This window comes from Streptomyces sp. CRN 30, assembly GCF_034105845.1.
The window spans coordinates 1-25,451 of the sequence record NZ_JAVRHI010000181.1; the positions used below are offsets into that span (position 1 = coordinate 1).

19 protein-coding genes are annotated in these 25,451 nt (G+C 72.3%); 10 read left to right on the forward strand and 9 right to left on the reverse strand.

Annotation, left to right across the window (positions count from 1 at the left end; translation table 11 throughout):
* Positions 1-923: VWA domain-containing protein (locus UW392_RS18185; RefSeq protein ID WP_320776070.1), on the forward strand; the 923-nt coding region annotated here is incomplete at its 5' end.
* Between the two features lie 38 nt (positions 924-961).
* Here UW392_RS18185 and UW392_RS18190 read toward each other — a convergent pair.
* On the reverse strand, positions 962-1,588 hold the full coding sequence (locus UW392_RS18190; protein WP_320776071.1) for a DedA family protein: 627 nt from the start codon (positions 1,586-1,588) through the stop codon (positions 962-964).
* A 67-nt stretch (positions 1,589-1,655) separates the two neighbouring features.
* The gene (locus UW392_RS18195) at positions 1,656-2,429 is read right to left on the reverse strand and encodes an MBL fold metallo-hydrolase (RefSeq protein ID WP_320776072.1); all 774 of its coding nucleotides are present in this window, start codon (positions 2,427-2,429) and stop codon (positions 1,656-1,658) included.
* A gap of 84 nt (positions 2,430-2,513) precedes the next feature.
* Here UW392_RS18195 and UW392_RS18200 point away from each other — a divergent pair, with 84 nt between their 5' ends.
* The 4 genes from UW392_RS18200 (at position 2,514) to dnaK (ending at position 7,788) form a co-directional block, all read left to right on the forward strand.
* Complete coding sequence (locus UW392_RS18200) at positions 2,514-2,963, forward strand: hypothetical protein (RefSeq protein WP_320776073.1); 450 nt, start codon at positions 2,514-2,516, stop codon at positions 2,961-2,963.
* Positions 2,964-3,091: 128 nt separating this feature from the next.
* Positions 3,092-5,158: a phage holin family protein gene (locus tag UW392_RS18205; protein ID WP_414496354.1), complete on the forward strand. Its 2,067-nt coding sequence runs from the start codon at positions 3,092-3,094 to the stop codon at positions 5,156-5,158.
* A 151-nt stretch (positions 5,159-5,309) separates the two neighbouring features.
* Positions 5,310-5,735 carry an OsmC family protein gene (locus UW392_RS18210; RefSeq protein WP_320776074.1) on the forward strand — a complete coding sequence of 142 codons (426 nt, stop codon included), beginning with the start codon at positions 5,310-5,312 and terminating at the stop codon, positions 5,733-5,735.
* A 172-nt stretch (positions 5,736-5,907) separates the two neighbouring features.
* A complete protein-coding gene (gene dnaK, locus UW392_RS18215; RefSeq protein ID WP_320776075.1) occupies positions 5,908-7,788 on the forward strand; it encodes a molecular chaperone DnaK in 1,881 nt (626 codons plus the stop codon).
* 14 nt (positions 7,789-7,802) lie between these two features.
* On the opposite strand, the gene UW392_RS18220 is transcribed toward dnaK, so the two are convergent.
* Complete coding sequence (locus UW392_RS18220) at positions 7,803-8,666, reverse strand: helix-turn-helix transcriptional regulator (protein ID WP_320776076.1); 864 nt, start codon at positions 8,664-8,666, stop codon at positions 7,803-7,805.
* Positions 8,663-9,520 carry a helix-turn-helix domain-containing protein gene (locus tag UW392_RS18225; protein WP_320776126.1) on the reverse strand — a complete coding sequence of 286 codons (858 nt, stop codon included), beginning with the start codon at positions 9,518-9,520 and terminating at the stop codon, positions 8,663-8,665. Before UW392_RS18225 ends, UW392_RS18220 begins: the two co-directional genes overlap by 4 nt.
* Positions 9,521-9,745: 225 nt before the next feature.
* On the opposite strand from UW392_RS18225, the gene UW392_RS18230 reads away from it, so the two are divergent.
* Positions 9,746-10,051 (forward strand): 4a-hydroxytetrahydrobiopterin dehydratase, encoded by a 306-nt coding sequence (locus UW392_RS18230; RefSeq protein WP_320776077.1) that lies wholly within the window; start codon positions 9,746-9,748, stop codon positions 10,049-10,051.
* A gap of 100 nt (positions 10,052-10,151) precedes the next feature.
* Positions 10,152-12,023, forward strand: coding sequence for a rhamnogalacturonan lyase (locus UW392_RS18235; RefSeq protein WP_320776078.1), 1,872 nt, complete (start codon positions 10,152-10,154; stop codon positions 12,021-12,023).
* Positions 12,024-12,093: 70 nt separating this feature from the next.
* Here UW392_RS18235 and UW392_RS18240 read toward each other — a convergent pair whose 3' ends face one another.
* Together UW392_RS18240 and UW392_RS18245 are read right to left on the reverse strand one after the other, a co-directional pair.
* Positions 12,094-14,766: a cellulose binding domain-containing protein gene (locus tag UW392_RS18240; RefSeq protein ID WP_320776079.1), complete on the reverse strand. Its 2,673-nt coding sequence runs from the start codon at positions 14,764-14,766 to the stop codon at positions 12,094-12,096.
* A 157-nt stretch (positions 14,767-14,923) separates the two neighbouring features.
* Positions 14,924-17,845, reverse strand: coding sequence for a glycoside hydrolase family 48 protein (locus tag UW392_RS18245; protein ID WP_320776080.1), 2,922 nt, complete (start codon positions 17,843-17,845; stop codon positions 14,924-14,926).
* 441 nt (positions 17,846-18,286) lie between these two features.
* Here UW392_RS18245 and UW392_RS18250 point away from each other — a divergent pair, with 441 nt between their 5' ends.
* Positions 18,287-20,047 carry a glycoside hydrolase family 6 protein gene (locus UW392_RS18250; RefSeq protein WP_320776081.1) on the forward strand — a complete coding sequence of 587 codons (1,761 nt, stop codon included), beginning with the start codon at positions 18,287-18,289 and terminating at the stop codon, positions 20,045-20,047.
* Between the two features lie 191 nt (positions 20,048-20,238).
* Positions 20,239-21,105: a class I SAM-dependent methyltransferase gene (locus UW392_RS18255; protein ID WP_320776082.1), complete on the forward strand. Its 867-nt coding sequence runs from the start codon at positions 20,239-20,241 to the stop codon at positions 21,103-21,105.
* 57 nt (positions 21,106-21,162) lie between these two features.
* On the opposite strand, the gene UW392_RS18260 is transcribed toward UW392_RS18255, so the two are convergent.
* Positions 21,163-21,996 (reverse strand): aldo/keto reductase, encoded by an 834-nt coding sequence (locus UW392_RS18260; RefSeq protein WP_320776083.1) that lies wholly within the window; start codon positions 21,994-21,996, stop codon positions 21,163-21,165.
* A gap of 211 nt (positions 21,997-22,207) precedes the next feature.
* Positions 22,208-23,080 (reverse strand): LysR substrate-binding domain-containing protein, encoded by an 873-nt coding sequence (locus UW392_RS18265; protein ID WP_320776084.1) that lies wholly within the window; start codon positions 23,078-23,080, stop codon positions 22,208-22,210.
* 161 nt (positions 23,081-23,241) lie between these two features.
* On the opposite strand from UW392_RS18265, the gene UW392_RS18270 reads away from it, so the two are divergent.
* A complete protein-coding gene (locus UW392_RS18270) occupies positions 23,242-24,285 on the forward strand; it encodes a bile acid:sodium symporter family protein (protein ID WP_320776085.1) in 1,044 nt (347 codons plus the stop codon).
* On the opposite strand, the gene UW392_RS18275 is transcribed toward UW392_RS18270, so the two are convergent.
* Positions 24,224-25,450: a hypothetical protein gene (locus tag UW392_RS18275; RefSeq protein ID WP_320776086.1), complete on the reverse strand. Its 1,227-nt coding sequence runs from the start codon at positions 25,448-25,450 to the stop codon at positions 24,224-24,226. The genes UW392_RS18270 and UW392_RS18275 overlap by 62 nt on opposite strands.
* Position 25,451: the final 1 nt, after the last annotated feature.

Genomic DNA, 25,451 nt, shown 5'->3' on the forward strand with positions numbered 1-25,451 from the left:
CGGCCGGGGCCCTGCGGGAGGAGACCGCGCTGCTGCGCGCGTGGGGTGTCGGGCCCGGCGAGCGGGCGCGGATGCCGTACGACCGGCGGGCCCGGCTCGCCGAGCGGCTGCGCTCCGGCCGGCTCGCCCGGTGGGCCGAGCTGATCGGCCGCTTCCGGCTGATGGCCGACGGCGAACGCGCCCGGAAGGTGGCGGAGACCACCGGGGAACTGGTCGGCGTCACGCTCGGCGACGACCTCTCCCGCGTGCTCCCCTCCGAGCTGGCGGGCCTCGGCCTGCCCGCGCTGCGTGCGGTCTTCGCCGTGCGCTACGCCGCCGGGGAGCTGATGCTCCACGACAGCCAGGGGGAGCGGAGCACCGGGCAGGGCGCCGTCGTCGCGTGCGTCGACACCTCGCACTCCATGTACACGGAGGGGCCCGGCGGCATCACCCGGGAGGCGTGGGCCAAGGCGTGCGCCCTGGCGCTGCTGGACCAGGCCCGCCACGCGGGGCGTGACTTCGTCGGCATGCTGTTCTCCGCCGCCGACCGGCTCCAGGTCTTCCGGTTCCCGGCGGACCGGCCCGCCGGGACCGCCCAGGTGATCGACTTCGCGGAGAGCTTCCTCGGCGGCGGCACCGACTTCCAGCGGCCGCTGACGGCGGCCGCGGAACTGCTGGCGGAGGAGTTCGACGACGCCGCCCGCGGGCGCGGTGACATCGTCCTGATCACCGACGAGGAGTGCGACGTCACCGAGGAGTGGATGCGCGGCTGGAACGAGGCCAGGCACCGGCTGGACTTCCGCGTCTTCGGTGTGGCCGTCGGCATCCCGCGCGCCGCCGGGGCCGGGGCCGGCTCGGTCCTGGACGCCCTGTGCGACGACCTCCGCTTCGTCGAGGACCTCACCGACGTCCGGGCCGCCGCCGACCTCTTCCGCGTCATCTGACCCGACCCGCGCTCTCCGGCCCCGGACGGCGGACGGGACTACTGGGTGACCGCCCTGCGCATCCGCCGCCACAGGCCCGGCGCCGCGCTGATCACCAGCGTCAGCAGGACCGCCGCCAGCACGCCCTCCCAGGGCTCGTGGAACAGGGAGCCGCCGAGGATGCCGATGAGCTGGTAGGTGACGGCCCAGGCGAGACAGGCCGGGAGGTTGCCGCGGGCGAAGCGGCGCAGCGGCATCTCGGCCATCAGACAGGCCAGCATCACCGGGATGCGGCCGGCCGGCACCAGCCGGGACAGGACCAGGACGGCCACCCCGTGGTCGTGCAGCTTCCCGCGGGCCTGCTCCAGCCGGTCCTCCGGGGCCCGCCGGCGGATCGCCTGCAGCCAGCGCGAGCCGTTCTTCGAGTGCATCCCGCGCCGGCCCAGCCAGTACAGCGCCATGTCCCCGAGGAACGCGGCGCAGGACGCCACCCCGAAGAGCAGCAGCAGCGAGAACGGGGACGACTCGTGGAAGGCCACCACGGCGGCCGTGCTGACCAGCGCCCCGGTGGGCACCACCGGCAGCAGCGCCCCGACCAGCACCAGCAGGAACAGCGTCGGGTACCCGATCGCCTGGTGCGTGGCCACGACCGGGACGGCCGGGTCCGCGGCGGAGAGGAATATCACGCGGTGCCTCCCGCTGCGGTCACGGCCGGTGCGAGGGTCCGCCCCGGGGTGCGGCGCGGACGACGGCTCACCGCGTCACCTCCGGGCGTACGGACTCCCCGTGCGCCGGCCGGTACACCGTCACGCCGGGCGCGTACGCGGCGGCGTGCCGCACGAACTCGTCGCCCGGGGTGTGGAACTCGTGCGGGCGCACGGCGTCCATGCCGATCGGCCAGTACGTGCCGTAGTGCACGGGCACGGCGCTGCGCGGCTTCAGCAGGGCGAGCGCCTCGGCCGCGCGCCCCGCGTCCAGGTGCCCCTCGCCGAGGTGCGGTCCCCAGCCGCCGACCGGCAGCAGCGCCACGTCGACCGGGCCGACCTCCTCGGCCATCGACTCGAACAGTCCGGTGTCCCCGGCGAAGTACGTCCGCGCGGTGCCCTCGATCACGTAGCCGAGCGCGGGGGAGAGGTGCGGTCCGAGCGGCAGCCGGCGGCCGTCGTGCCGTGCGGACACGACCTGGACGAGCAGGTCACCCACCCGGAACTCGTCCCCGGGCGCCACCTCGGTGAGCCGCAGGTGCGCGAGTCTGCGCAGCCCGGGCACCTGGCGCGGCGCCCCTCGGGGCACGAGCAGCCGGGTGCCGGGGGCGAGCCGTGCCAGCGAGGGCACGTGCAGGTGATCGGCGTGCAGATGGGAGACGAGCGCCACATCCGCCACGGCCGCCTCGGGAGGCGGCGGCGCCCCCCGGCGCCTGCGCAGATGCGCGAGCCGGCGTGCGAAGAGCGGATCGGTGAGCACGCGCGTACCGGAGTCCTCGACGGTACAGGTGGCATGACCCCACCAAGTGATCTCCACCGGCACTACCTCCGCCTCCTTCGCGCGACTCCCCCAGAGCCTACGGGCAGGAGTAGGGTCTGCGGCGAAACCCGGAGGCGAGGGGGGTCCATGGGAGACGTGAGCGACGCCTCCGGCAGGCCGTGCGGCGCGGACGCGGGCGCGGTGCGGGTCGCGGCGATCGCCAGCCTGACCCCGCTGGAGGAGCTCGAGGCCGACCCCTTCCTGGTCGACTCCCGCAGCCAGCACGCCATGTGCGCCCGCTGGGCCGCCGAGCGCGGCTACGTGGTCACCCGCGAGCTCCTCGTCCGCGCCCTGCGCCCCGACCACACCGTGCTCTGGTCCGATGTCGAGGCGGGCTACGTCGACCTGTTCGTCGCGCCCAGCCGCCGGGTGCTGGAACGGGCGCTGGCCTCGGTCGAGGAGTTCACCGCCGAGTGCGTACGGCGCGGCGTACGGCTGGAGACGGTCGGATCGGCGGAGCCGGCGTACGACGCCCAGATGAAGGCCCGGGTGCACCGGCGGCTGTCCATGCCGACCGCCGGGTACGACGGCCGCTGAACCCTGCGACGGCCCCCGAGCCCCGGCACGGACGGTCCCGCCCGTTGTGACAGGCTGGGGCGAACCCGCAGATCGGGCGGGCCGGGACGTGAGGTGCATGGGGCGTGGGCGACGGACGATGGCGACGCGTGGTGAGCGGGGTGTGGCGGAGCGTCACCGTGTGGGCCGTGTCCACCGTGACCATGCTCCTGCTCGCCGGTGCCCTCCCCGACTTCCAGCTCCAGTCCGACAACGGTGACAGCGCCACCACGATCGCCGTCACCGCGGCCTTCGGCGCCGGCGCCTTCGGCCTGCTGTCCTCCCTGGTGTGGCCGCTGCTCGTCCGGCTGCTGCTCCTCGTCCCCGCGCTCGTCCTCGGCCTGCTGGTGTTCTTCCTGAACGGTTCGCTGCTGCTGCTCGCGCTGCGGCTCAACCCCTCCGGGCGCGGCGCGGTCGCCCCGGAGACCGCCGTCGTCGTGGCCGCCGTGATGTCCGCCGTCGCCTCCGCGACCGGCGCCGCCCTCGCCGTACGGGACGACGACGCCTACCGGAAGCGGCTGTACCGCCTCGCCGAACGGCGCCGCCGGCGCCCCGTCGGCGAGCGCTACCCGGCCGGGCCGGGCATGGTCTTCCTCCAGCTCGACGGCGTCGGCCACGACGTGCTCCGCTCGGCCGTGGCCAGGGGCCTGATGCCCACCGTGGCCGGCTGGCTGGGCCAGGGCTCCACGGCGGGGCTGCCCACCCACCGCCTCACCCCCTGGCGCACCGACTGGTCCAGCCAGACCGGCTCCAGCCAACTGGGCATCCTGCACGGCACCAACCACGACGTCCCGGCCTTCCGGTGGTACGAGAAGGACACCCAGGAGGTCATGGTCAGCAACCGGCCCTCCAGCGCCGCCGAACTGCAGCGCCGCGCCGTCGAGCGCACCGGCCACGAGGGCCTGCTCGCCGACGACGGCGCCAGCCGCGGCAACCTCTTCAGCGGCGGCGCCGAGCAGCTCGCCCTGGTGCTGTCCATCGCCGCGCGGCGCGACCGCAAGACCCGCTCCCGGGCCGGTTACTTCGCCTACTTCAGCGATCCCGCCAACGCCGTCCGCACCGCCATGTCCTTCGTCGCGGAGGTCTTCCGCGAGATCGGGCAGTCCCTGGGCGCCCGGATGCGCAAGGAGCGCCCGCGCGTGGGCCGCGGCGGCCTCTACCCGTTCATCCGCGCCTTCGCCACCGTCGTCGAGCGCGACGTCGTCGTCGCCGCCGTCATCGGCGACATGCTCGCGGGCCGCTCCGCGGTCTACGCCGACCTGGTGGCCTACGACGAGGTGGCCCACCACTCCGGCCCCCGCAGCCGGGACGCCGAGAAGGTCCTCGAACGGCTCGACCGCTCCCTCGCGCTGATCGCCCGGGTCACCGAGCACGCCCCGCGCGCGTACCGCGTCGTCCTCCTCTCCGACCACGGCCAGAGCCCCGGCGAGACCTTCCTCGGCCGCTACGGCCTCACCCTCGGCAACCTGGTCCGGGCCGGCTGCGGACTGCCCGTGCCGCGCCGGGCGCGCCGTACCCACAGCGGGGCCGAGGCCCGGGCGGCCGTCCGCGCCGCGCTGCGCCGGCCCGTCGAGGAGAGCGAGGGTGAGCACCGGCCCCCGCGCCACTCCGAACCCGTCGTGCTCGCCTCCGGGAACCTGGGACTCGTGTCCTTCCCCGACGTGCACCACCGCATGAGCAAGGAGGAGATCGACCGGCGCCACCCCGCCCTGCTCTCCACCCTCGCCAACCACCCCGGCATCGGCTTCCTCCTCGTCCGCAGCGAGGAGCACGGCGGGGTCGTCCTCGCCGCGCACGGCGTGGAGGTCCCGGTGGACGAACTGGACGACGACCACCCGGGCCCGCTCGCCGACTTCGGGCCGGGCGCCGCCGCGGCCGTACGGCGCACGCACGGCTTCCCGCACGTCGCCGACATCATGGTCAACTCCTACTACGACCCGGCCGACGGGGAGGTCCTCGCCTTCGAGGAGCAGATCGGCTCCCACGGCGGGCTCGGCGGCGCCCAGGGCCGCCCGTTCCTGCTGTCGCCCATGGCGCTGTCCGCGCCGGTGGAGGAGGGCGGGGAACTCGTCGGCGCGGAACACGTCCACCGTGTCCTGCGGCGCTGGCTCGGCGAGTCGGACGGCCCGCAGGTGCCCCGCGCCACGGTCCGCCGGCGGGACCAGCCCGCGGCCTGAGAGCCCGGGTCACGTCCCCGGCCGGGCGCGCGGGCCGCTGTTCCGCGTCCGGTACCCCCCTGTTGCGCGTACGGGCATCCGGGATGTGATCGGATGGGACATCCGGATACCCGACACCCGGGCAACGGACCCACACGCGAAAGGATCAACCGTGGCCACCACGCGCTCCGCACACACCGTCTGGGAAGGCAACCTGACCGAGGGCAAGGGCGTCGTCACCTTCGACTCCTCCGGCATCGGCGAGCAGCCGGTGTCCTGGCCCTCCCGCGCCGAGCAGGCGAACGGGAAGACCAGCCCCGAGGAGCTCATCGCCGCCGCCCACTCCAGCTGCTTCTCCATGGCCCTCTCCAACGGCCTCAACGGCGCCGGCACCCCGCCCACCAAGCTCGTCACCTCCGCCGACGTGACGTTCCAGCCGGGCGAGGGCATCACCGGCATCCACCTCACCGTCGAGGGCACGGTCGAGGGCCTCGACGAGGACGGCTTCGTGGCCGCCGCCGAGGACGCCAAGAAGAACTGCCCGGTGAGCCAGGCCCTGACCGGCACGACGATCACCCTGACGGCGAAGCTCGCCTGATCCGCCCCGTGCCTGCCGGTGCCGCGGTCCGTACGGGCCGCGGCACCGGCGCGTCAGGGACCGGCCGTCCGCGCGCCCCTCGGCTCATCGTGCGCCCTTGACAGACGGGCACTCAAGTTTTGTGCTGGGAGTCAGGAAGGGCACGGCGGACCGCAGGCGGAAGGGGACAGCGATGGCACGTGCGGTCGGGATCGACCTCGGTACGACGAACTCGGTGGTGGCCGTCCTGGAGGGCGGCGACCCCACCGTCGTCGCCAACGCGGAGGGGGCGCGGACCACACCGTCCGTCGTCGCCTTCGCCAAGAACGGCGAGGTCCTCGTCGGTGAGGTCGCCAAACGGCAGGCCGTGACGAACGTGGACCGCACCGCACGCTCCGTCAAACGCCACATGGGCGACGCCTCCTGGCGCTTTCCGGAGCAGGGCACGATCGACGGCACCCGGTACCGGGCGCAGGAGCTGTCGGCGCGGGTGCTGCAGAAGCTGAAGCGGGACGCCGAGGCCTACCTCGGTGAGGACGTGACGGACGCGGTGATCACCGTGCCCGCCTACTTCGACGACGCCCAGCGGCAGGCCACCAAGGAGGCCGGGGAGATCGCGGGCCTGAACGTCCTGCGCATCATCAACGAACCCACCGCGGCGGCCCTCGCCTACGGGCTCGATCGCGGCGACGAGCAGACCGTCCTCGTCTTCGACCTCGGCGGCGGCACCTTCGACGTGTCCCTGCTGGAGATCGGCGACGGCGTCATCGAGGTCAAGGCGACCAACGGCGACACCCGCCTCGGCGGCGACGACTGGGACCAGCGGATCGTCGAGCACCTCGTCAAGCGCTTCAAGGGACAGAACGGCATCGACCTCGGCAACGACAGGATGGCCCTCCAACGGCTGCGCGAGGGCGCCGAGAAGGCCAAGATCGAGCTGTCCAGCTCCTCCGAGACGACGATCAACCTGCCGTACATCACCGCCTCCGCCGAAGGCCCCCTCCACCTGGACGAGAAGCTGACCCGCGCCCAGTTCCAGGAGCTCACCGCCGACCTGCTCGACCGGTGCAAGAACCCCTTCCACCAGGCCGTCAAGGACGCGGGCGTCAAGCTGTCCGCCGTCGACCACGTGATCCTCGTCGGCGGCTCCACCCGGATGCCCGCCGTCACCGACCTGGTCAAGGAGCTCACCGGCAAGGACCCGCACAAGGGCGTCAACCCGGACGAGGTCGTGGCCCTGGGCGCCGCCCTCCAGGCCGGTGTCATCCGCGGCGACGTCAAGGACGTCCTCCTCCTCGACGTCACCCCGCTGTCCCTCGGCATCGAGACCAAGGGCGGCATCATGACCAGGCTGATCGAGCGCAACACCACGATCCCCACCCGGCGTTCGGAGATCTTCACCACCGCCGCCGACAACCAGCCCTCGGTCGGCATCCAGGTCTACCAGGGCGAGCGCGAGATCGCCGCGTACAACAAGAAGCTGGGCGTCTTCGACCTGACCGGGCTGCCGCCCGCGCCGCGCGGCGTGCCGCAGATCGAGGTGGCGTTCGACATCGACGCCGACGGGATCATGCACGTCTCGGCCAAGGACCTCGCGACGGGCCGCGAGCAGAAGATGACGGTGACCGGCGGCTCGGCGCTCCCCAAGGACGACATCGACCGCATGATGCGCGAGGCGGAGAAGTACGCCGAGGAGGACCGGGAGCGGCGCGAGGCGGCCGAGGCGCGCAACCAGGCCGAACAACTCGTGTACCGGACGGAGAAGTTCCTCGGCGAGAACGACGAGCGGGTGCCGGCGGAGACGAAGGGCGAGGTCGAGTCGGCGGTCGCCGAACTGAAGCGGCTGCTGGAGGAGGAGGCGGGCACCGCGCCGCTGCGCGCCGCGACCGACCGGCTCGCCACGGTGAGCCAGCGGATGGGGCAGGCGATGTACGCGCAGGACCGGCCGCCGTCCGGCTCCGGGACGCCCACCGGGGGCGCCCCGGAGGACGAGGGCGTGGTGGACGCGGAGATCGTCGACGAGGAGAAGGACGGGGAGAAGGGCGGGGACGAGCGCAAGGGGGGCGCCGCGTAGCGACGGCCCTCGGCTCAGTACCCGTCGCGGTACGCCCGCAGCACCTCCCTGGTGCGCTCGGCCGTCGCCGCGTGGGCGGCCATGTGGTCCAGCACCTCCAGGTGCGTGGCCACCTCCTGGCGCGAGTCGAGGTACAGCGCACCGGTCAGGTACTCGCTGTAGACCATGTCCGGCAGCTCGGGCTCCGCGAAGCGGAACAGGACGAACGGCGCGTACGTCCCTGGGTGCGGGCCCGCCGCGAACTCGGAGACCTGGAGGGTGACGTGGGCGCGGTCCGTCATGCCCAGCAGCTTGTCCATCTGGTCCCGCATCACCTCGGGGCCGACGCCCACCGGGCGCGCCAGTGCGGTCTCGTCCATGACGGCCCACAGGTGCGGCGGGTTCTCCCGGGTCAGCAGCTTCTGCCGGTCCATCCGCAGCGCGACGTGCCGCTCGATCGCCTCGGTGCCGTCCCGGCCGGCCGTCCCGGCCCGCAGGACGGCGCGCGCGTAGTCCTCGGTCTGCAGCATGCCGGGCACGTAGTGAGGCTCGTACTGCCGGATCACCCGCGCCGCGCCCTCCAGGCTGACGTACAGGCTGAACCAGTCGGGCAGCACGTCGTGGTACCGCTGCCACCAGCCGGGCTGGTTGGCCTCCTCGGCGAGCGCGACGAAGGCGGCGGTCTCCTCCTGCGGCACCCCGTACGTGGTCAGCAGTATCTGTATGTACGGGATGCGCAGCGCGACCTCGGCCGACTCCATGCGCCGGACGGTCGCCGGGGCCACCCGGAGCACCTCCGCCGCCTGCTCACGCCGCAGCCCCGCGGCCTCCCGCAGTTCCTGCAGCCGCTTCCCGAGTACCACCTGGCCCACGGTGGGGGCCAGCCGTCGCTGGCTCATGCCCCGCCTCCCCGCGTCCGCAGGTACGCGGCCGTCGCCGGGTCGGCCGGGAGGAAGGTCTCGACGGCCAGTTCGGCGACGGTGACGTCCATCGGGGTGTTGAAGGTGGCGATCGACGACACGAAGCTCAGCACCCGGCCGTCGTGTGCGAGGCGCAGGGGCAGCGCGAAGCCCGGCAGGTGCCCGCCGGACCCGCCGGGCCCCGCGCCGTCCGGGCCGGGATCCGGTTCCGTGTCCCCGTCCGGTACCGGATAGGCCGCGACCTCCTCGTACAGTCTCCGTACGGCCTCCGACCGCTGGAGGGCGAGCTGCCGGGTCAGCTGGGCGAGCAGGTGGTCCCGCCAGGCGCGGAGGTTCCGGATGCGCGGGGCCAGGCCCTGCGGGTGCAGCGACAGGCGCACGACGTTCAGCGGGGGCGTGAGCAGGGTGTCCGGGACGCCCTCCAGCAGCATCTCGACGCCCCGGTTCGCGGCGACCACGTCGTGCACGGCGTCGACGACCAGCGCCGGATACGGCTCGTAGCCGCGGATCAGGTGCTCCAGGCCCTCGCGCAGCGTGTCCATCGCCGGGTCGTCCAGCGGCGTCTGCGGATAGTGCGGAGCGTAACCGGCCGCCAGGAACAGCTCGTTGCGCTCCCGGACGGGGACGTCGAGGTGCTCGGCCAGGCGCAGCACCATCTCCGCGCTCGGCCGGGCGCGGCCCGTCTCCACGAAGCTGATGTGCCGGGCCGAGGAGCCGGCGCGCAGCGCGAGGTCCAGCTGGCTGACCCCGCGCCGCTCCCGCCAGGCCCGCAGCAGTGGACCGGCGCCGGCGTCGGTGCGGGCGGTGGGGAGCGGAGGGGAGGCGGGGGACATGGCGGCGGGAGGGGCGGAGGGGACGGAGGCCATGGCGATCACGGTAGTCGAGAGCGGCGCTCCGGTGCCGCCCTCCGTCCTTTTCGGGGCCCGGCCGCGACACGGCCGAAAAGCGTGCCCGGTGGGCGCCACGGCCCGTCCGACCACGTCTGACCAGGGACGACAACGGCATGCCCGTGGCACGCTGGGAACGGACGGCGACGGAACGACTCGAGGAGCGCGCTCATGCCCGTGGTACCCCTGTCACAGAAGGACGTCGAGGACCGGCTGGCGGAGCTGCCGGGCTGGTCGCTGGACGGGGACCGCATCGCCCGCTCCTACCGGCTGGGCTCCCACTTCGCGGCCACCGCGATGGTCGTCCACATCGCGCAGGTGCAGGAGGAGCTCGACCACCACTCCGACCTCACCCTCGGCTATGACACGGTCTCCCTCACGGTCCACACCCACAGCGTGGGCGGCGCCGTGACCGAGCGCGACTTCGAGCTGGCGCACCGGGTGGAGAGGCTGGCGCCCGGTCACGGCGCGGTCTGACCTGCCACAAGTACACGCGGCAACCTCCCGGCGAGCGGCGGCGACTGGGGGGGGAACGGAACCCCGTCCGTCCCCCTCTCCGTCCCCCAGGAGGTACCTCGTGCAGCACCCGCGCAAGCACCGCAGACGCCGGGCCGGCATCGCGGCCACGGCCGCCGTGGCGGCGCTGGCCGGTGCCGGGCTGACCACGCTCTCCACGGACACCGCGGAGGCGGCCACCGCGAGACAGGTCGAGAAGCTCGACCGCGGTGTCGTCAGCGTCCACACCGGCAGCGGCAACCTGGTCAGCTGGCGCTGGCTCGCCACCGACCCGGCCGACGTGTCGTTCAACGTCTACCGCGGCGACGGCAAGGTCAACGCGTCGCCCGTCACCGGCTCCACGAACTTCTACCACGCGGGCGCGCCCAACTCGGCCGACTACCGGGTCCGCGCCGTCGTGAACGGCGTGGAACAGGCCTTCTCCGAGCACGCCATCCAGTTCCGCACCGGCTACAAGGACGTCCCGATCTCCGCGCCGGCCGGCGGCACCACCCCCGACGGCGTCTCCTACACCTACGAGGCCAACGACGCCTCCGTCGGCGACCTCGACGGCGACGGCGCCCTGGAGTTCGTGCTCAAGTGGCAGCCCACCAACGCCAAGGACAACTCCCAGTCCGGCTACACCGGCAACACCATCGTCGACGGCATCGAGCTGGACGGCACCCGCCTGTGGCGCATCGACCTGGGCCGCAACATCCGCTCGGGCGCGCACTACACGCAGTTCCAGGTGTACGACTACGACGGCGACGGCAAGGCCGAGGTCGCCATGAAGACGTCCGACGGCACCAGAGACGGCACCGGCGCGGTCATCGGCAGCTCCTCCGCCGACCACCGCAACTCCGGCGGCTACGTGCTGTCCGGCCCCGAGTACCTGACCATGTTCAACGGCCAGACCGGCAAGGCCATGAGTTCCGTGGACTACGTGCCGGCCCGCGGTACCGTCTCCTCCTGGGGCGACAACTACGGCAACCGCGTGGACCGTTTCCTCGCGGGCACCGCGTACCTGGACGGTGCCCGCCCCTCCGTGATCATGGCGCGCGGCTACTACACGCGCAGCGTCATCGCCGCCTGGGACTGGCGCAACGGGCAGTTCACCCGCCGCTGGACCTTCGACACCAACTCCTCCACCAACAGCGGCAAGGGTTACGACGGCCAGGGCTCGCACAGCCTGTCCGTCGGTGACGTCGACAACGACGGCAGGGACGAGATCGTGTACGGCTCGATGGCCGTCGACGACAACGGCAACGGCCTGTGGACCACGAAGACCGGACACGGCGACGCCCAGCACCTCGGCGACCTCGACCCGTCCACCGGTGGCCTGGAGTACTTCAAGGTCTCCGAGTCCACCTCCCAGCCCTCCGAGCTCTACATCAACCCCGCCAACGGCTCGGTCCGCTGGAAGCTCGACGCCTGCTGCGACAACGGCCGCGGGGTGGCCGGCGACATCTACGCCGGCAACGACGGCGCCGAGGTGTGGTCGGCCTCCGACACGAACATCCGCGACGAGGCCGGCGCCACCAAGGGCCGCGAACCGTCCTCGGCCAACTTCCTGGCCTGGTGGGACGGCGACACCACCCGTGAACTCCTGGACCAGACCCGTATCGACAAGTACGGCACGTCCTCCGACACCCGGCTGCTGACCGGCTCCGGCGTCGCCTCCAACAACGGCACCAAGGCCACCCCGGCGATCTCCGGCGACATCCTCGGCGACTGGCGCGAGGAGGTCGTCTGGCGGACCAGCGACAACAAGAACCTGCGCATCTACTCCACCCCGCACGAGACCAGCACGAAGATCACCACCCTGCTCCACGACACGATGTACCGCACGGGTCTGGCCTGGCAGAACACCGCGTACAACCAGCCGCCGCACCCGAGCTTCTTCATCGGTAACAAGATGCCGACGGCTCCGCGCCCTTCGGTCTACACGCCGTGAGGTGCTGACACGGACGGAGGGCGCGTGCCGTACGCGGCACGCGCCCTCCTTCCGTGTCCCGCCCGGTGCGTCAGTTCACCGCGCAGGAGTGGTCACCCAGCTGGAAGGCCGCCGGTCTGCCGTTGCTCCCGGTCCAGCTTCCCGTGAACCCGAAGTTCACCGACGAGCCCGCCGCCACGCCCGCGTTCCAGGCCACGTTCTTCGCCGTGACCGATCCACCGGACTGCGCGTGCTCGGCGTTCCAGACCTGCGAGACGGTCTGGCCGTTCGGGAAGGCCCACTTCAGCGACCAGCCCGACCAGGCGCTCGTCCCCGTGTTCGTGAGCCGGACGTTCGCCTGGAAGCCGCCCGACCACTGGTTGGTGACCGTGTACGTCACCGCGCAGGCACCGGTCGGTTCCGGGTCGGGATCGGGGTCCGGGCCGCCCCCACCGGTGTCGGACGGGTCCCCGTAGACGATCCCGCGCCCGTTCGTCGCCACGTACACCCGCCCGTAGACGCGCGGGTCGCCGGTGATCGACGCGCCCGTCCAGCCCCACTGGTGGGCGTCGTCGTTGATGCGGGTCCAGGTCGCGCCCTGGTCCGTGGAGCGGAAGATGCCGCGCACGCCGCCGATCTTCGCGCTGGTGTAGAGCGTCTGGTACGAGGCGCCGGGCGCCGCCTTGCCGAAGCCGACCGCGTCGGCCTGCTCGACGTCGGACAGCTTGGTGAAGCTCGTGCCGCCGTTGGTCGAGTGCCACAGGCCGTACGCGCCGTCCGGGGCCCCGCCCGCGAGCCAGATGTCGCCCTTGGCGCCGGGCAGTGCCTTGAAGCGGACGCTGTCACCGGAGGGCAGTCCCGTGGCGTTCGAGGCCGTGAAGGTCGCGCCGCCGTCCGTGCTCACGTAGAACTTCCCCGACTTGAAACCGTAGAAGGTCCGCGGGTCCACCCGGTCCGACTCCACGATCGCGCCCGCCGGGATGCCGCTCGACGCCGACCAGGAGTTCCCGAAGCCCGTCGCGTGGTGCACCCCCGCACCCTCCGGGCTCCACACGAAGCGGCTGCCGTCCGCCGCCGCGGCGACCGTGCCGCCGCCGCTGACGCCCGAGGGGTCGGTGCCCGCGAACCAGTTGGCACCGTTGTCCGTCGAGAACGCGACGTGCGGACCCGAGTCCAGGTTGCCCACCCGGACGACCGTGTTCGGGTCGGTCTCCGCGTAGTCCAGGCTCGTCGTCGAGGTGAAATTGGGTGAGGTGAACATCATCGACGGGACCTTGGTCAGGTCCGTGTGCCGGAAGCCACCGATGTCACCGAGCGCGCTGAGCAGCGGGGCGCCCGACGGGGGCGAGACCAGGTCGTTGACCGCCGTCTCCTCCAGGCCCTGCACCATGGGCCGGATGGTGAACTTGCTCCCGGAGTCCCAGTTCCCGAGGTTCTCCGTGCCGTAGATCGTCGCACCCGTCCCGTACATCATCCGGTCCGGGTCGAACGGGTCGATCTCCAGCGCCTCGGTCATCCAGCCCAGCTTCGGGGTCTGCTCGGGCGGGGACGGGTTCACGCCCCAGGTCAGCCACGGCGAGGACGAGACGTCCATCGTGTAGCGGTTCTCGCGGTTCGGGTACGAGGTGTAGTCCCACGCCTGCGTCCAGCTCGCGCCGCTGTCCGTGGAGCGGAAGATCTGGGTGTCCGGCCACCAGGAGCTGTACGCCGTCGCCATCACCGTGCCCGGGTTCTGCCGGTCGACGGTCAGGCCGCTGAAGCCGAAGTAGGTGTCGGCCTCCGCGACGGGGCTGATGTCCGTCCAGGTGCCGGTGGCCGTCGCGTACCGCCACAGCGCGCCCTTGCCGCCGTCGTACGGGCCGCCCTTGTCGCTGTAGGCGAGGTACAGGTAGCCGTTCTCCGCGTCCAGGACGCCCTTGTGGGGGAGGTACCCGGTGGGCTGGCCGGCCAGCCGGGTCCAGGTCGCGCCCGCGTCCGTCGAGCGGTAGACAGCGTTGTCCTTGTCGGCGACCCCGACGTAGATCGTCCGCGTCGCGCTGCCGGCGGTGCCCGTCGACTCGTCGAAGGTGACCCAGGCGATGCCCTGGTTGTCGGCGGCGTACCCGCTGCTGTCGGTCGGGTCCTGCACGTAGTTGCCGGGGTTCGGGAAGCTCGTCACCTGCGACCACGACGCGCCGGAGTTCGTCGACCGCCACAGGCCCTTGCCACTGGGCGCGCCCAGGTACAGCACGCTGTTGCGGTGCGGGTCGACCGCGAGGCGCTCGCCCATGCCGCGCCCCGGCATGTTGCCGCCCAGCTTGAACGGCAGGTCCGCCTTCTGCCAGGTGGCGCCCCGGTCGGCGGACCGGAGCACGGCGCCGTTCCCCGGGTCCCAGTCGTTGGTGTACGTGCCGACCGCCGCGTACACCCGGTTCGGGTCGACGGAGTCGGAGGCGACGCTGATGACGCCCGTGTGCCCCCAGTCGTCCCAGCCGACGTGGTCGAGCAGCGGCGTCCAGGTCTTCGTCGACTGCTGCCAGCGGTAGGCACCGCCGATGTCGGTGCGGGCGTACGCGAGGTTCTTCTCGGTGCGGTTGAAGACGATGCCGGGGACGAAGCCGCCGCCGTCGATGCGGGCGTTCTTCCAGGTGTAGGTGTCGGCGGCGATCGACACCTTCGAGTCGGAGCCGACGGCGGTGTCGGCGGCGGCCAGGGCGGGCGGACTGCCCGCGAGCAGGCCGGCCGCGAGCGCGAGCACGACCGTGAGGATGCGGGTTCTTCGCACGGTGGGTCCTCTCCGTGACTGCGGGGGGAGGGAGGGGAGACGGGCGAGCAGGGGGAACGGAAGGAGCCGGGCGGGCCCGATGGGGGCGGGTCCGCCCGGCGTGGTCCCGCCGTCTCGTGGCCGGCGGGACCGGTGTACGCGGAGCCGTGGCGGGGACTTATTCGAGGAGCTCCGCGTACGCACCCATGGCGGTGGCGATGTCCACCTGGGCCCAGAACCGGTGGTACGTGAAGGTGGGCGCGGCACCGCCCGCCAGATAGGACTCGATCTTCGACCAGGCCGGGTCGTCCTGGTAGAAGGAGCGGATCGACTCGAAGGTGGACGAGGAGTTGATCACGTCACCGTTGGGCATGGTGCCGGTCCAGCCGCTGGGGACGTACACGGGGTCGTCGAAGCGGTTGTAGTCGGCGCGGGTCTCCGGGACGGAGATGCCGAGGTCGGTGCGGTGGTTCTCCCACATGCCGTCGAGCAGCGCCTTCGCCGTCCGGGCCGCCTCGGTGTCACCGGAGCGGTCGGCGTAGTACGTCAGTGTCTTGGCGTACGCGCCGGCCACGCCCACGTCGTTGGTGTAGTCGGCGACGGTGACGTGCAGGCCGCTGTTGGCGCCCGGGTTCGCCGCGTTCCAGGTGTCGGGGGCGCCCGACCACTGGAGCGTGGACGGGATCCGGAAGGTGCCGTCCGGGTTCACGGTCGTCTCCGACAGCGCCCAGTCCACCCACTTGTCGAGGACGGCCTTGGCGCTCGCGTTCCCCGACTGCTGGTAGTACTCGGCGACGCGCTCCATGGACCACGCCTGGAAGCCGAACCACTGGTTGGACGGCGGGTCGTGGTACACGGGCTTCTCGTCGTAGTACATGCCGTGGAAGGTCGGCTTGCCCGCCGGCGGGGTGGCGTACCGGCCCGCCCAGCTGTTGGTCGCGCCGCCCGCGATGCCGCCCTCGTCGGACTGGAGCCAGCGGTAGAACTCGATCTGCCGCTCCAGCGACTTCGCCCAGTCCGCCTGCCCGGTCGCCGACTTCGGCTTCAGCGCGGCGTACTGGCTGAGCGCGTACGCGGCGAAGGGGTTCTGGTAGCCGCTGTGCGCGTGGCTGGAGCCGATGCGCCAGGCCCAGCCCGCCGAGGTGTCGACGGCGCCGCCCCAGGCGTAGTACCAGGACAGCAGGTAGTGCGAGGAGTCCTTGCCGGTGCCGGCCGGGCAGGAGGTCGGGCCGACGCAGTTGCCGATCTTCTTGAAGTACTTGTCGAACATGGCGTAGCGCAGGTAGTCGCCCATCTTGGCCGCCTTGGAGACGGTCCCGGAGACCTCGCCGCCCTTGCCCTGCTGCTTGGCCCACACGTCCGCCCAGTACGCGGCCTGCACGGCGCGCGCGTCGGCGTCGGGCGCGTTGGTGTACTTCCACTGCTTGGCGTAGGACGCGTCACGGGTGAACAGGTCCTGGTAGCCGTTGGGGCCGCCGTACTTGAAGGCGTCGCAGGTCGGGTGCGGGATCGTCTCCCACACGGACTCCTGCGGGCCGCGCTGGAAGGTGTTGATGTACGACGGTCCGGTGTCCGCAGGGCCGGCCTCGCACTTGCCGGGCGAGTTGCCGTAGCCGTAGACGTTGTCGACGTCCTGCAGCCAGTGCATGCCGTACACGTCGTCCGTGCCGTACGCGCTCTTCAGCTCCGCCGCGATCGGGTCCGGACCGACCGGGACCGCGCCGTCGAGCGCCGACGGGTACTCGTTCGGGGTGTCGTACTCGGACGCGTACGTCGCGGGCTTCGAGGCGTTGTAGGCGGAGTTGGTCGGCTGGTCGGCGTGGGTGGGGATCATGTACTTCTCCATGAGTTCCCACGCGCCGTTGAACCGCGACCAGTCACCCGTCACCTTGCCGTACATGGCCTGGAGCCACAGCAGGTAGCTGTACGCCTCCGAGGTCGTCTCGTGGCCGTGGTCCGGCGCCTCGACGATCAGCGTCTCCACCGAGTGGTAGGGGATGCCCTCGGGGGAGAAGTAGCCGCTGGCCGGGTCGGTGATCTGCCCGTACAGCTCCAGGAAGCGGCCGTCGTACTCACCCTCCGCGCCGAGCTGCGTCACGGTCACCGAGGCCTTCGCGTGCCCGGTCGCCGTCGAGTCGAAGACGGCCGTACCGGTGCCGGACGAACTGGCCGCGACGGTCACCCGCTGCGCGGTGTTCCAGTTCGACGGGGTGAAGGTGAGGCTCCCGCCGCCACTGACCGTGAGGCCGGTGGTGCCGCTCGCACGGGCGGTGGTGACCGTCACGTTCGACGCCGGACGCGTCGAGAGTTTCACGTCGAAGGTGCCCGACTCGCCCTGCCGCACTCCGAGTTGGGACGGCGAGGCGACGATGGCGGGGCCCGAGGCGACCGTGATGCCGACCGGCGTCGAGTTCGCGGACGCGCCCAGGCTGTCGTACGCCTTCGCCGTCAGGGAATGACTGCCCACGGTCAAGTTGGAGACCGAGAGCGCGTAGGGCGCGCTGGTGTCCGTGCCGAGCAGCGTGGTGTCGTCGTAGAACTCGACCTTGGTGACGTTCGCCCCGTCCGCCGCCGCCGCGGTGGCGGCCAGCGGCACCGCGGCGCCCTGCGTGTAGACGGCGCCCGCGGCCGGGCTGGTCAGCACGGCGACCGGCGGCTGGTGCGCGCCGGCGCAGGTCGTGCCGTTGACCGCGAAGGCGGTGGGGGCGGCGTTGGAGCCGCTGTACGTGAACTGGGCGCCCGTCGTCACGGCGGCGCCCGTGGCGATCGTCCCGTTCCAGGAGGTGTTCCGCACGGTGACGGTCCGGCCGGACTGCGACCAGGTGCCGTTCCAGCCGTTGCTGAGCGTCTGGTTGCCCGCGTAGTCGTAGGTCAGGGTCCAGCCGGAGATCGCCTCCGTGCCCCGGTTGGTGAGCGTGAGCTCGGCGGTGAAGCCGGAGCCCCAGTCGTTGGTCCTGTAGTCGACGCTGCACTGGACCGCCGCCGCCTGTGCGGGGGGCGAGCCCGTGCCGAGCATCGTGAGGGGCAGGGCGAGGGCCGCCGCGACGGCGGTCCACCACCGTCGTACGGCGCTGTGTCTCCGTCTCCGTCCAGTACGCATGCGCTGGTCCTCCTTGCGGATCGGAGGGGGGGTGAGGGGGAGGAGCGACAAGCCTTGAACCAGTGGGAGCGCTCCCATATTGAAGAGGGGGGTGGGAGGGGTCAAGGCTTGTGGTGAGTCGAAAAGATTCGACGAACGCACGCCTGCAGCACCCCTGTTCTTTACCGTCACTTGGCGCTACCTTCGCCTGCACCAGTGGGAGCGGTTCCATCAGTCGGCGCGTCCGTCACGGCGCGCCCGAACTGCAAGGAGTCGCTCATGCGACACCCCCCGCGTTCAGGTCTTTTACGCGTTGCCGCCCCTGCCCCCTGCGCCTCGGGTGCGACCGGCGAGCACACCTGCGTCCGTTCCGTGATCAGCGCTTACGACGGTACGTCCCTGCCGTTCGGCACCGGGCCGCGCGAACTCCCGCGCGCCCTCTACGGATAAGGAACCCGCACCATGAGCCGTATCAAACCCGTGTCCCTGAGCCGCATGAGCCGTGCGCGGAGGAACAGAACCGCAGTGCTCGCCTCGCTCGCCCTGGTCGCCGGCAGCGCCGGGTCCGCGCTCGCGGCCGTCCCCGCCGACGACGTCGGCGTCGCGGCCGTCCCCTGCACCGTCGACTACAAGGTGCAGAACCAGTGGAGCACCGGCTTCACCGTCGCCGTCACGGTCACCAACAACAGCGCCGCCAAGTCCGCGTGGGCCGTGAAGTGGGCCTACGCCGGCAACCAGCAGGTCAGCAGCGGATGGAACGCACGCTTCGCGCAGAGCGGCGCCGACGTGACCGTCTCCAACGAGAGCTACAACGGCACCCTGTCGACCGGCGGCTCGGTCAGCTTCGGCTTCAACGGCAGCTACAGCGGCACGAACGCCATCCCCTCCTCCTTCACGCTCGACGGCGTGACCTGCAACGTCGACGGCGGTGGCGGCCCGGGCCCCGACCCGGACCCGGACCCGGGAACCGGCGCGAAGGTCAACAACCCGTACTCCGGCGCCAAGGTGTACGTGAACCCCGAGTGGTCCGCGAACGCCGCCGCCGAGCCGGGCGGCAGCCGGATCGCCAACCAGCCCACCGGTGTCTGGCTGGACCGGACCGCCGCCATCGCCGGCGCGAACGGCAAGATGGGCCTGCGTGCCCACCTCGATGAGGCCCTGCGCCAGAAGGGCTCCGGCGAGCTGGCGATCCAGCTCGTCATCTACAACCTGCCCGGTCGCGACTGCTCGGCCCTCGCCTCCAACGGCGAGCTCGGCCCGACGGAGATCGACAAGTACAAGACGCAGTACATCGACCCGATCGCCGCGATCCTCGCCGACTCCAAGTACGCGGGACTGCGGATCGTCACGACCGTCGAGATCGACTCGCTGCCGAACCTGGTCACCAACGTCACGCCGCGGCCGACGGCCACTCCGAACTGCGACGTGATGAAGGCGAACGGCAACTACCAGAAGGGCGTCGGCTACGCGCTGAACAAGCTCGGCGCGATCGGCAACGTCTACAACTACGTGGACGCCGGCCACCACGGCTGGCTCGGCTGGGACGACAACTTCGCCCCGTCGGCCGCCATGTTCAAGGAGGCCGCCACCACCGAGGGCGCGACCCTCAGCGACGTGCACGGCTTCATCGTCAACACGGCCAACTACAGCGCGCTGAAGGAGGACAACTTCACCGTCGACCAGACGATCAACGGCACCTCCGTGCGCCAGTCGTCGTGGGTGGACTGGAACCGGTACACCGACGAGCTGTCGTACGCCCAGGCCATGCGCAACCAGCTCGTCTCGATCGGCTTCGACTCCAACATCGGCATGCTGATCGACACCTCCCGCAACGGCTGGGGCGGCACCGCGCGGCCCACCGGGCCGGGCGCCACGACCAACGTCAACACCTATGTCGACGGCGGCCGCTACGACCGCCGCATCCACCTCGGCAACTGGTGCAACCAGTCCGGAGCCGGGCTCGGTGAGCGTCCGAAGGCCGCCCCGGCCGCCGGGATCGACGCGTACGTGTGGATCAAGCCCCCGGGCGAGTCGGACGGGTCCAGCTCGGCCATCCCGAACGACGAGGGCAAGGGTTTCGACCGCATGTGCGACCCGACCTACACGGGCAACCCGCGCAACAACAACAACATGTCCGGCGCCCTGCCGAACGCGCCGGTCTCCGGGCACTGGTTCTCGGCGCAGTTCCAGGAGCTGATGAAGAACGCGTACCCGGCGCTGTGAGCCCTGCCGGATGACGTGGAGGTGAACCACCCCGTGTGAGGTCCGCCGGGGGCCGGGCATGTGCGTGCCCCGCCCCCGGCGGACCGCGTCCGGCGGGAGAGCCACCGAATAGTTGCCGTAACGGCAAGGTGGCTTGCCGTTCCCGGATGCACCGGCGCACTCTGGCCCGGCAACCGGACGAGAGGCGCGCCATGGGACAGCACCAGCACACGCACACCGAGGTCGACTGGGCCGAGATGGCCGCGCACCTGGAGGCCGAGGCGGAACTCTTCTCCCCGCTGTACGCGCGGGCCGCGGCCTGGCTCGCGGAGCGGCGGCCCGACCCGGGACTGGTCGTCGACGCGGGCAGCGGACCCGGCGTGGTGACCGGTGTACTGGCCGACGCGTTCCCGGGCGCCCGCATCGTCGCCGCGGACGGTTCGGGACCCCTGCTGGAACGGGCCCGCGACCGTGCCGGGCGCCACGGGTACGCCGACCGCTTCGGCACCCTGGCGGCGGACCTCCCGGACGGGCTCGACGGCCTCGAGTACCCGGCGGACCTGCTGTGGGCGAGCCGGAGCGTGCACCACCTCGGCGATCAGCGGGCGGCCCTCGCCGGCTTCGCCGCGCACCTCGCCCCCGGCGGCACCCTGGCCGTCCTGGAGGGCGGTCTGCCCGCCCGCTACCTGCCCCGCGACCTCGGCTTCGGGCGCCCCGGCCTGCAGGAGCGCCTGGACGCCGTGCAGGCCGAGTGGTTCGGCGCCATGCGGGCCGCGCTGCCCGGCGCCGTCGAGGTGGCCGAGGACTGGCCCGGCCTGCTCTCCGCGGTGGGGCTGCGCGACACCACCAGCCGTACGTTCCTGCTCGACCTGCCCGCACCGCTGCCGGACGAGGCCCGCGCCTTCGTCGTCACGGTCTTCCGGCGCCTGCGGGAGTCCTTCGCCCCCTCCCTCGACGCCACCGACCTGTCCACCCTCGACCGGCTCCTGGACCCGGACGACGGGGCGAGCCTGTACCGCCGCCCCGACGTGTTCGTGCTGACGGCCCACACCCTGCACGTGGCACGGGCCAGGCCGTGAGCCCGCATGCCGGGTGCCGCCGCCCGCACGCGGCGGGCGGCGGCACCCGTCGTGGGGTCAGTCGTTGACGTCCGCCGGGTTCGGGCCGATGCGCCGGTCCTCGTTCAGGGCGGCGATGGCGGCCACGTCCTCGTCGTCCAGGGAGAAGTCGAAGACGTCGATGTTCTCCTTGATCCGGGACGGGGTCACGGACTTCGGGATCACCACGTTGCCGATCTGGAGGTGCCAGCGCAGCACCACCTGGGCCGGGGTGCGGCCGTGCTTCTGCGCGATGGCGACGATCGCCGGGACCTCCAGCAGCCCCTTGCCCTGGCCGAGCGGCGACCAGGCCTCGGTGGCGATGCCTCGCTGCGCGTGGTACTCGCGCGACTCCTGCTGCTGCAGGTGCGGGTGCAGCTCGATCTGGTTGACCGCGGGGACGACCGAGGTCGCGTCGATCAGGCGGTCCAGGTGCTCCGGCAGGAAGTTGGAGACGCCGATGGCCTTGGCGCGGCCGTCCGCGTACAGCTTCTCGAACGCCTTGTAGGTGTCCGTGTACGTGTCCTTGGCGGGCGTCGGCCAGTGGATCAGGTACAGGTCCACGTACTCCAGGCCGAGCTTCTCCAGCGAGGCGTCGAAGGCGCGCAGCGTGGAGTCGTACCCCTGCTCGGAGTTCCAGAGCTTGGTGGTGACGAAGAGCTCCTCGCGCGGCAGGCCGGAGGCGGCGAGTGCCTTGCCCGTGCCCCGCTCGTTGCCGTAGATCGCGGCTGTGTCGATGCTGCGGTACCCGGCCTCCAACGCGGTGGCGACGGCCTGCTCCGCCTCGTCGTCGGGCACCTGCCAGACGCCGAAGCCCAGCTGGGGCATCTCGACGCCGTTGTTCAGGGTGATCGGGGGGACCTTGCTGCTCACGAGCTCTCGATCCTTAGGTCGTAGGGTTGTGCTCACCATGGTCAACGAACACGGCACGCGCCGCATTCCTGACCGGTGAGTCGGGCCCCCGGAATCGTAGATCGGCCGGAGAGGGCCCCACTCACCCCTGCCGCATAACCAATCTCCGGGCCGGTGATGCCTGTGACGCCTGTGATTCCGGCGACGCCGCGGACGACCACCCGGAGACGCCCTATCCGGCCCGCCCCCGGTGCAGCCGGTCCCCGCCGGTCAGGATCGCCGCCGCCAGCGCGTCCGCGGGACCCTGCGCGGAAGGGCGCCGGCGGCCGTGGACCAGGACGAAGTCCACCTCGCCCAGCTCGGGCAGGCCCGCCCGGTCGGGCACCCGCACCAGACCCGGGGGCACCAGTCCGTGGGAGTGCGCCATCACGCCGAGACCGGCCCGGGCCGCCGCGACCAGTCCGCTCAGGCTGCCGCTCGTGCACGCCACGCGCCAGGCACGGCCCTCCCGCTCCAGCGCCTCCAGGGCCAGCGCGCGGGTGATCCCCGGCGGCGGGTAGACGATCAGCGGCACCGGACGGCCGGGGTCCAGGCGCAGCCGCTCCGCGCCGATCCACACCAGCCGGTCGTGCCAGACCAGCTCGCCGCGCGGGTCCTCCGGGCGCCGCTTCGCCAGCACCAGGTCGAGCTTGCCCGCCGCCAGCATCTCGTGCAGGGTCCCCGACAGCTCCACCGTCAGCTCCAGGTCCACCTCGGGGTGGTCGCTGCGGAAGCGCTCCAGGATCTCCGGGAGGCGGGTCAGCACGAAGTCCTCCGAGGCGCCGAAGCGCAGCCGGCCGCGGAGCCGGGTACCCGTGAAGAACGCCGTCGCCTGCTCGTGCACCTCCAGGAGCCGGCGCGCGAAACCGAGCATCGCCTCGCCGTCCTCCGTCAGCTCCACGGAGTGGGTGTCCCGGGAGAACAGCTGCCGGCCGGTGGCGTCCTCCAGGCGCCGCACGTGCTGGCTGACCGTGGACTGGCGCAGCCCCAGCCGGCGGGCGGCCTGGGTGAAGCTCAGCGTCTGCGAGACCGCGAGGAAGGTGCGCAGGTGGGAGGGGTCGTACACGCGGCCCAGGCTACCCGGCCATCGTGATCCGTGATGACAGTCAGAGCGGTGTACCGGATTCCCGATCAAGGCGGACGGGAGGACCATGGAGAGGGCACGTCCCGTCCGTCCACGGACGGGCCCCGCCCGACGAGTGACGAGCGACGAGCAAGTGGAGCACCGTGAAGCGCCTGCAGTGGCCGAGCCGGCTACCGATCGACCCGTACATCCTGTTGTTGCTCGGGACGGTGGGCCTCGCCGCCCTCCTCCCCGCGCGGGGTACGGCCGCGGACGTCACCTCCGGGGCGTCCACCGCGGCGATCGCCTTCCTCTTCTTCCTCTACGGGGCCCGGCTCTCCACCCGTGAGGCACTCGACGGGCTCAAGCACTGGCGGCTCCACGTCACCGTCCTCGCCTGCACCTTCGTCGTCTTCCCGCTGCTGGGCCTCGCCGCGCGCGGCCTGGAGCCGGCGTTCCTGACGCACTCCCTCGCCACCGGACTGCTCTTCCTCACCCTCGTCCCGTCGACCATCCAGTCGTCGATCGCCTTCACCGCCATCGCGCGCGGCAACGTGCCCGCCGCGATCTGCGCGGGCTCCTTCTCCTCCCTGGCCGGCATAGTGATCACCCCGCTGCTCGCGGCGGCCCTGCTGGGCGGCAGCGCGGGCGGCTTCTCCGCCGACTCGATCGTGGAGATCGTGCTGCAACTGCTGGTGCCGTTCGTCGCCGGGCAGGTCCTGCGGCGCTGGATCGGCTCTTTCGTCGCCCGGCACAAGAAGGTCCTCGGGCTCGTCGACCGCGGCTCGATCCTGCTCGTCGTCTACGTCGCGTTCAGCGAGGGCATGGTGCGGGGCATCTGGTCGCAGGTCAGTCCCGGACAGCTCGCGGGCCTGCTCGCCGTGGAGGTGGTGCTGCTCGCGGTGATGCTCGCGCTCACCTGGTACGGCGGGAAGGCGCTGCGGTTCGACCGCGCGGACCGGATCGCGATCCAGTTCGCCGGCTCCAAGAAGTCCCTCGCCGCCGGGCTGCCCATGGCGAGCGTGCTGTTCGGCGCGGACGCCTCGCTCGCCGTGCTGCCGCTGATGCTCTTCCACCAGATGCAGCTCATGGTGTGCGCGGTGATCGCCAAGCGCCGCTCCCGCGACCCGCTGGAGCCGGACGAGGTCACCCCGGAGCCAGCCGCAGCGACACGAACCGCGGTCGGTACAGGGACACGTTCCGGCTGAGGTGCGCCTGGGCCGCCGTGGCGTCGGCGTCCAGCCGGTTCACGTCGTAGCTGAGGACCAGCCGGCCGCCGGCGGGCGCCCCGTGGGCCTGCGGGTTGTACGCCGCCACCCCGCCCTCGGGCAGCGGCGGCCGGAAGCCCTCCGCGGGCCCGTGCCAGGGACCGGTGGGGGAGCAGGACCAGTACGAGGTGACCGTCGTCAGGCCCTCGGTGCCCGCGGCCATCGTGAACAGCACGAACGTCTCCCCGTCGCGCACGACCGTGAACGCGCTGCCCACCCCCGTGCGCCGGCCGTCCCCGAGCACCGGCTCCGGCCGGCCGCGCACCGTCCAGCGCGCGCCGTCCCAGTACTCCCACGCGGCCTCCTCGCCGAGCCGGCCGCGCGGCACCCGGGCCACGTACGCCTCGGCCACCGGGTGGGAGGCGGTCCGCGCGTCGTTCCCGCCGAACACGTACGTCCACCCGCCCGCGTCCACCGCCGTCGTGCCGAACAGCACCCGCCGCACCGGATCGGTCACCGGCCGCTGGTCTAGCACCGTCGTGACACCCTCCAGGCGCAGGTCCGGCAGGGAGAGCGTGGCGACCTCGGTGGCCGCGGGCAGCCCGTATATCCAGGGTGCCCCGCTCGTCGTGCGCGTCCACAGCAGCACCCGCACCACCTGCTCCGGCGAGCCCGGCGCGCGCGCCTCGACCCGGGCCGCGACCGGCCAGCGCCACTCCCCGGGACCCGGGTCGGGGAAGAGCGGCGCGGGCAGCGTGGACAGCAGCCGGCCCTCCTCGGACATCAGCACGGCCGTGTTGCGCACCAGCGGCGTCGCGGCGTCCCGCCAGGCCACGGACTCGCCGGCCGGGTTGGGCGGTGCGTGCACCCGGCCGAGGAAGGTGTCGGAGAACAGCCACAGCACCCGCCCGTCCGGCAGCCGCACCGAGTGGGTGCCGTCCCCGCCGGTCCAGTCGTCCGTGCGCGTGGCGTCGTCGCCGTAGCGTGCGAACTCGCCGGTCAGGGCGGTGTGCTCGGTCCACGACCGGACCGTACGGGGCGTGCAACGGCCGCCGCCCTCCCGGTCGTCCGGGAGGGCGGTGAGCAGCACGGCCGCGAGGACCAGGACGAGCAGGAGCCCGAGCCCGGTCCCCGTCCGCCGTCGTGCGCGTATGTCGTCGGGCACG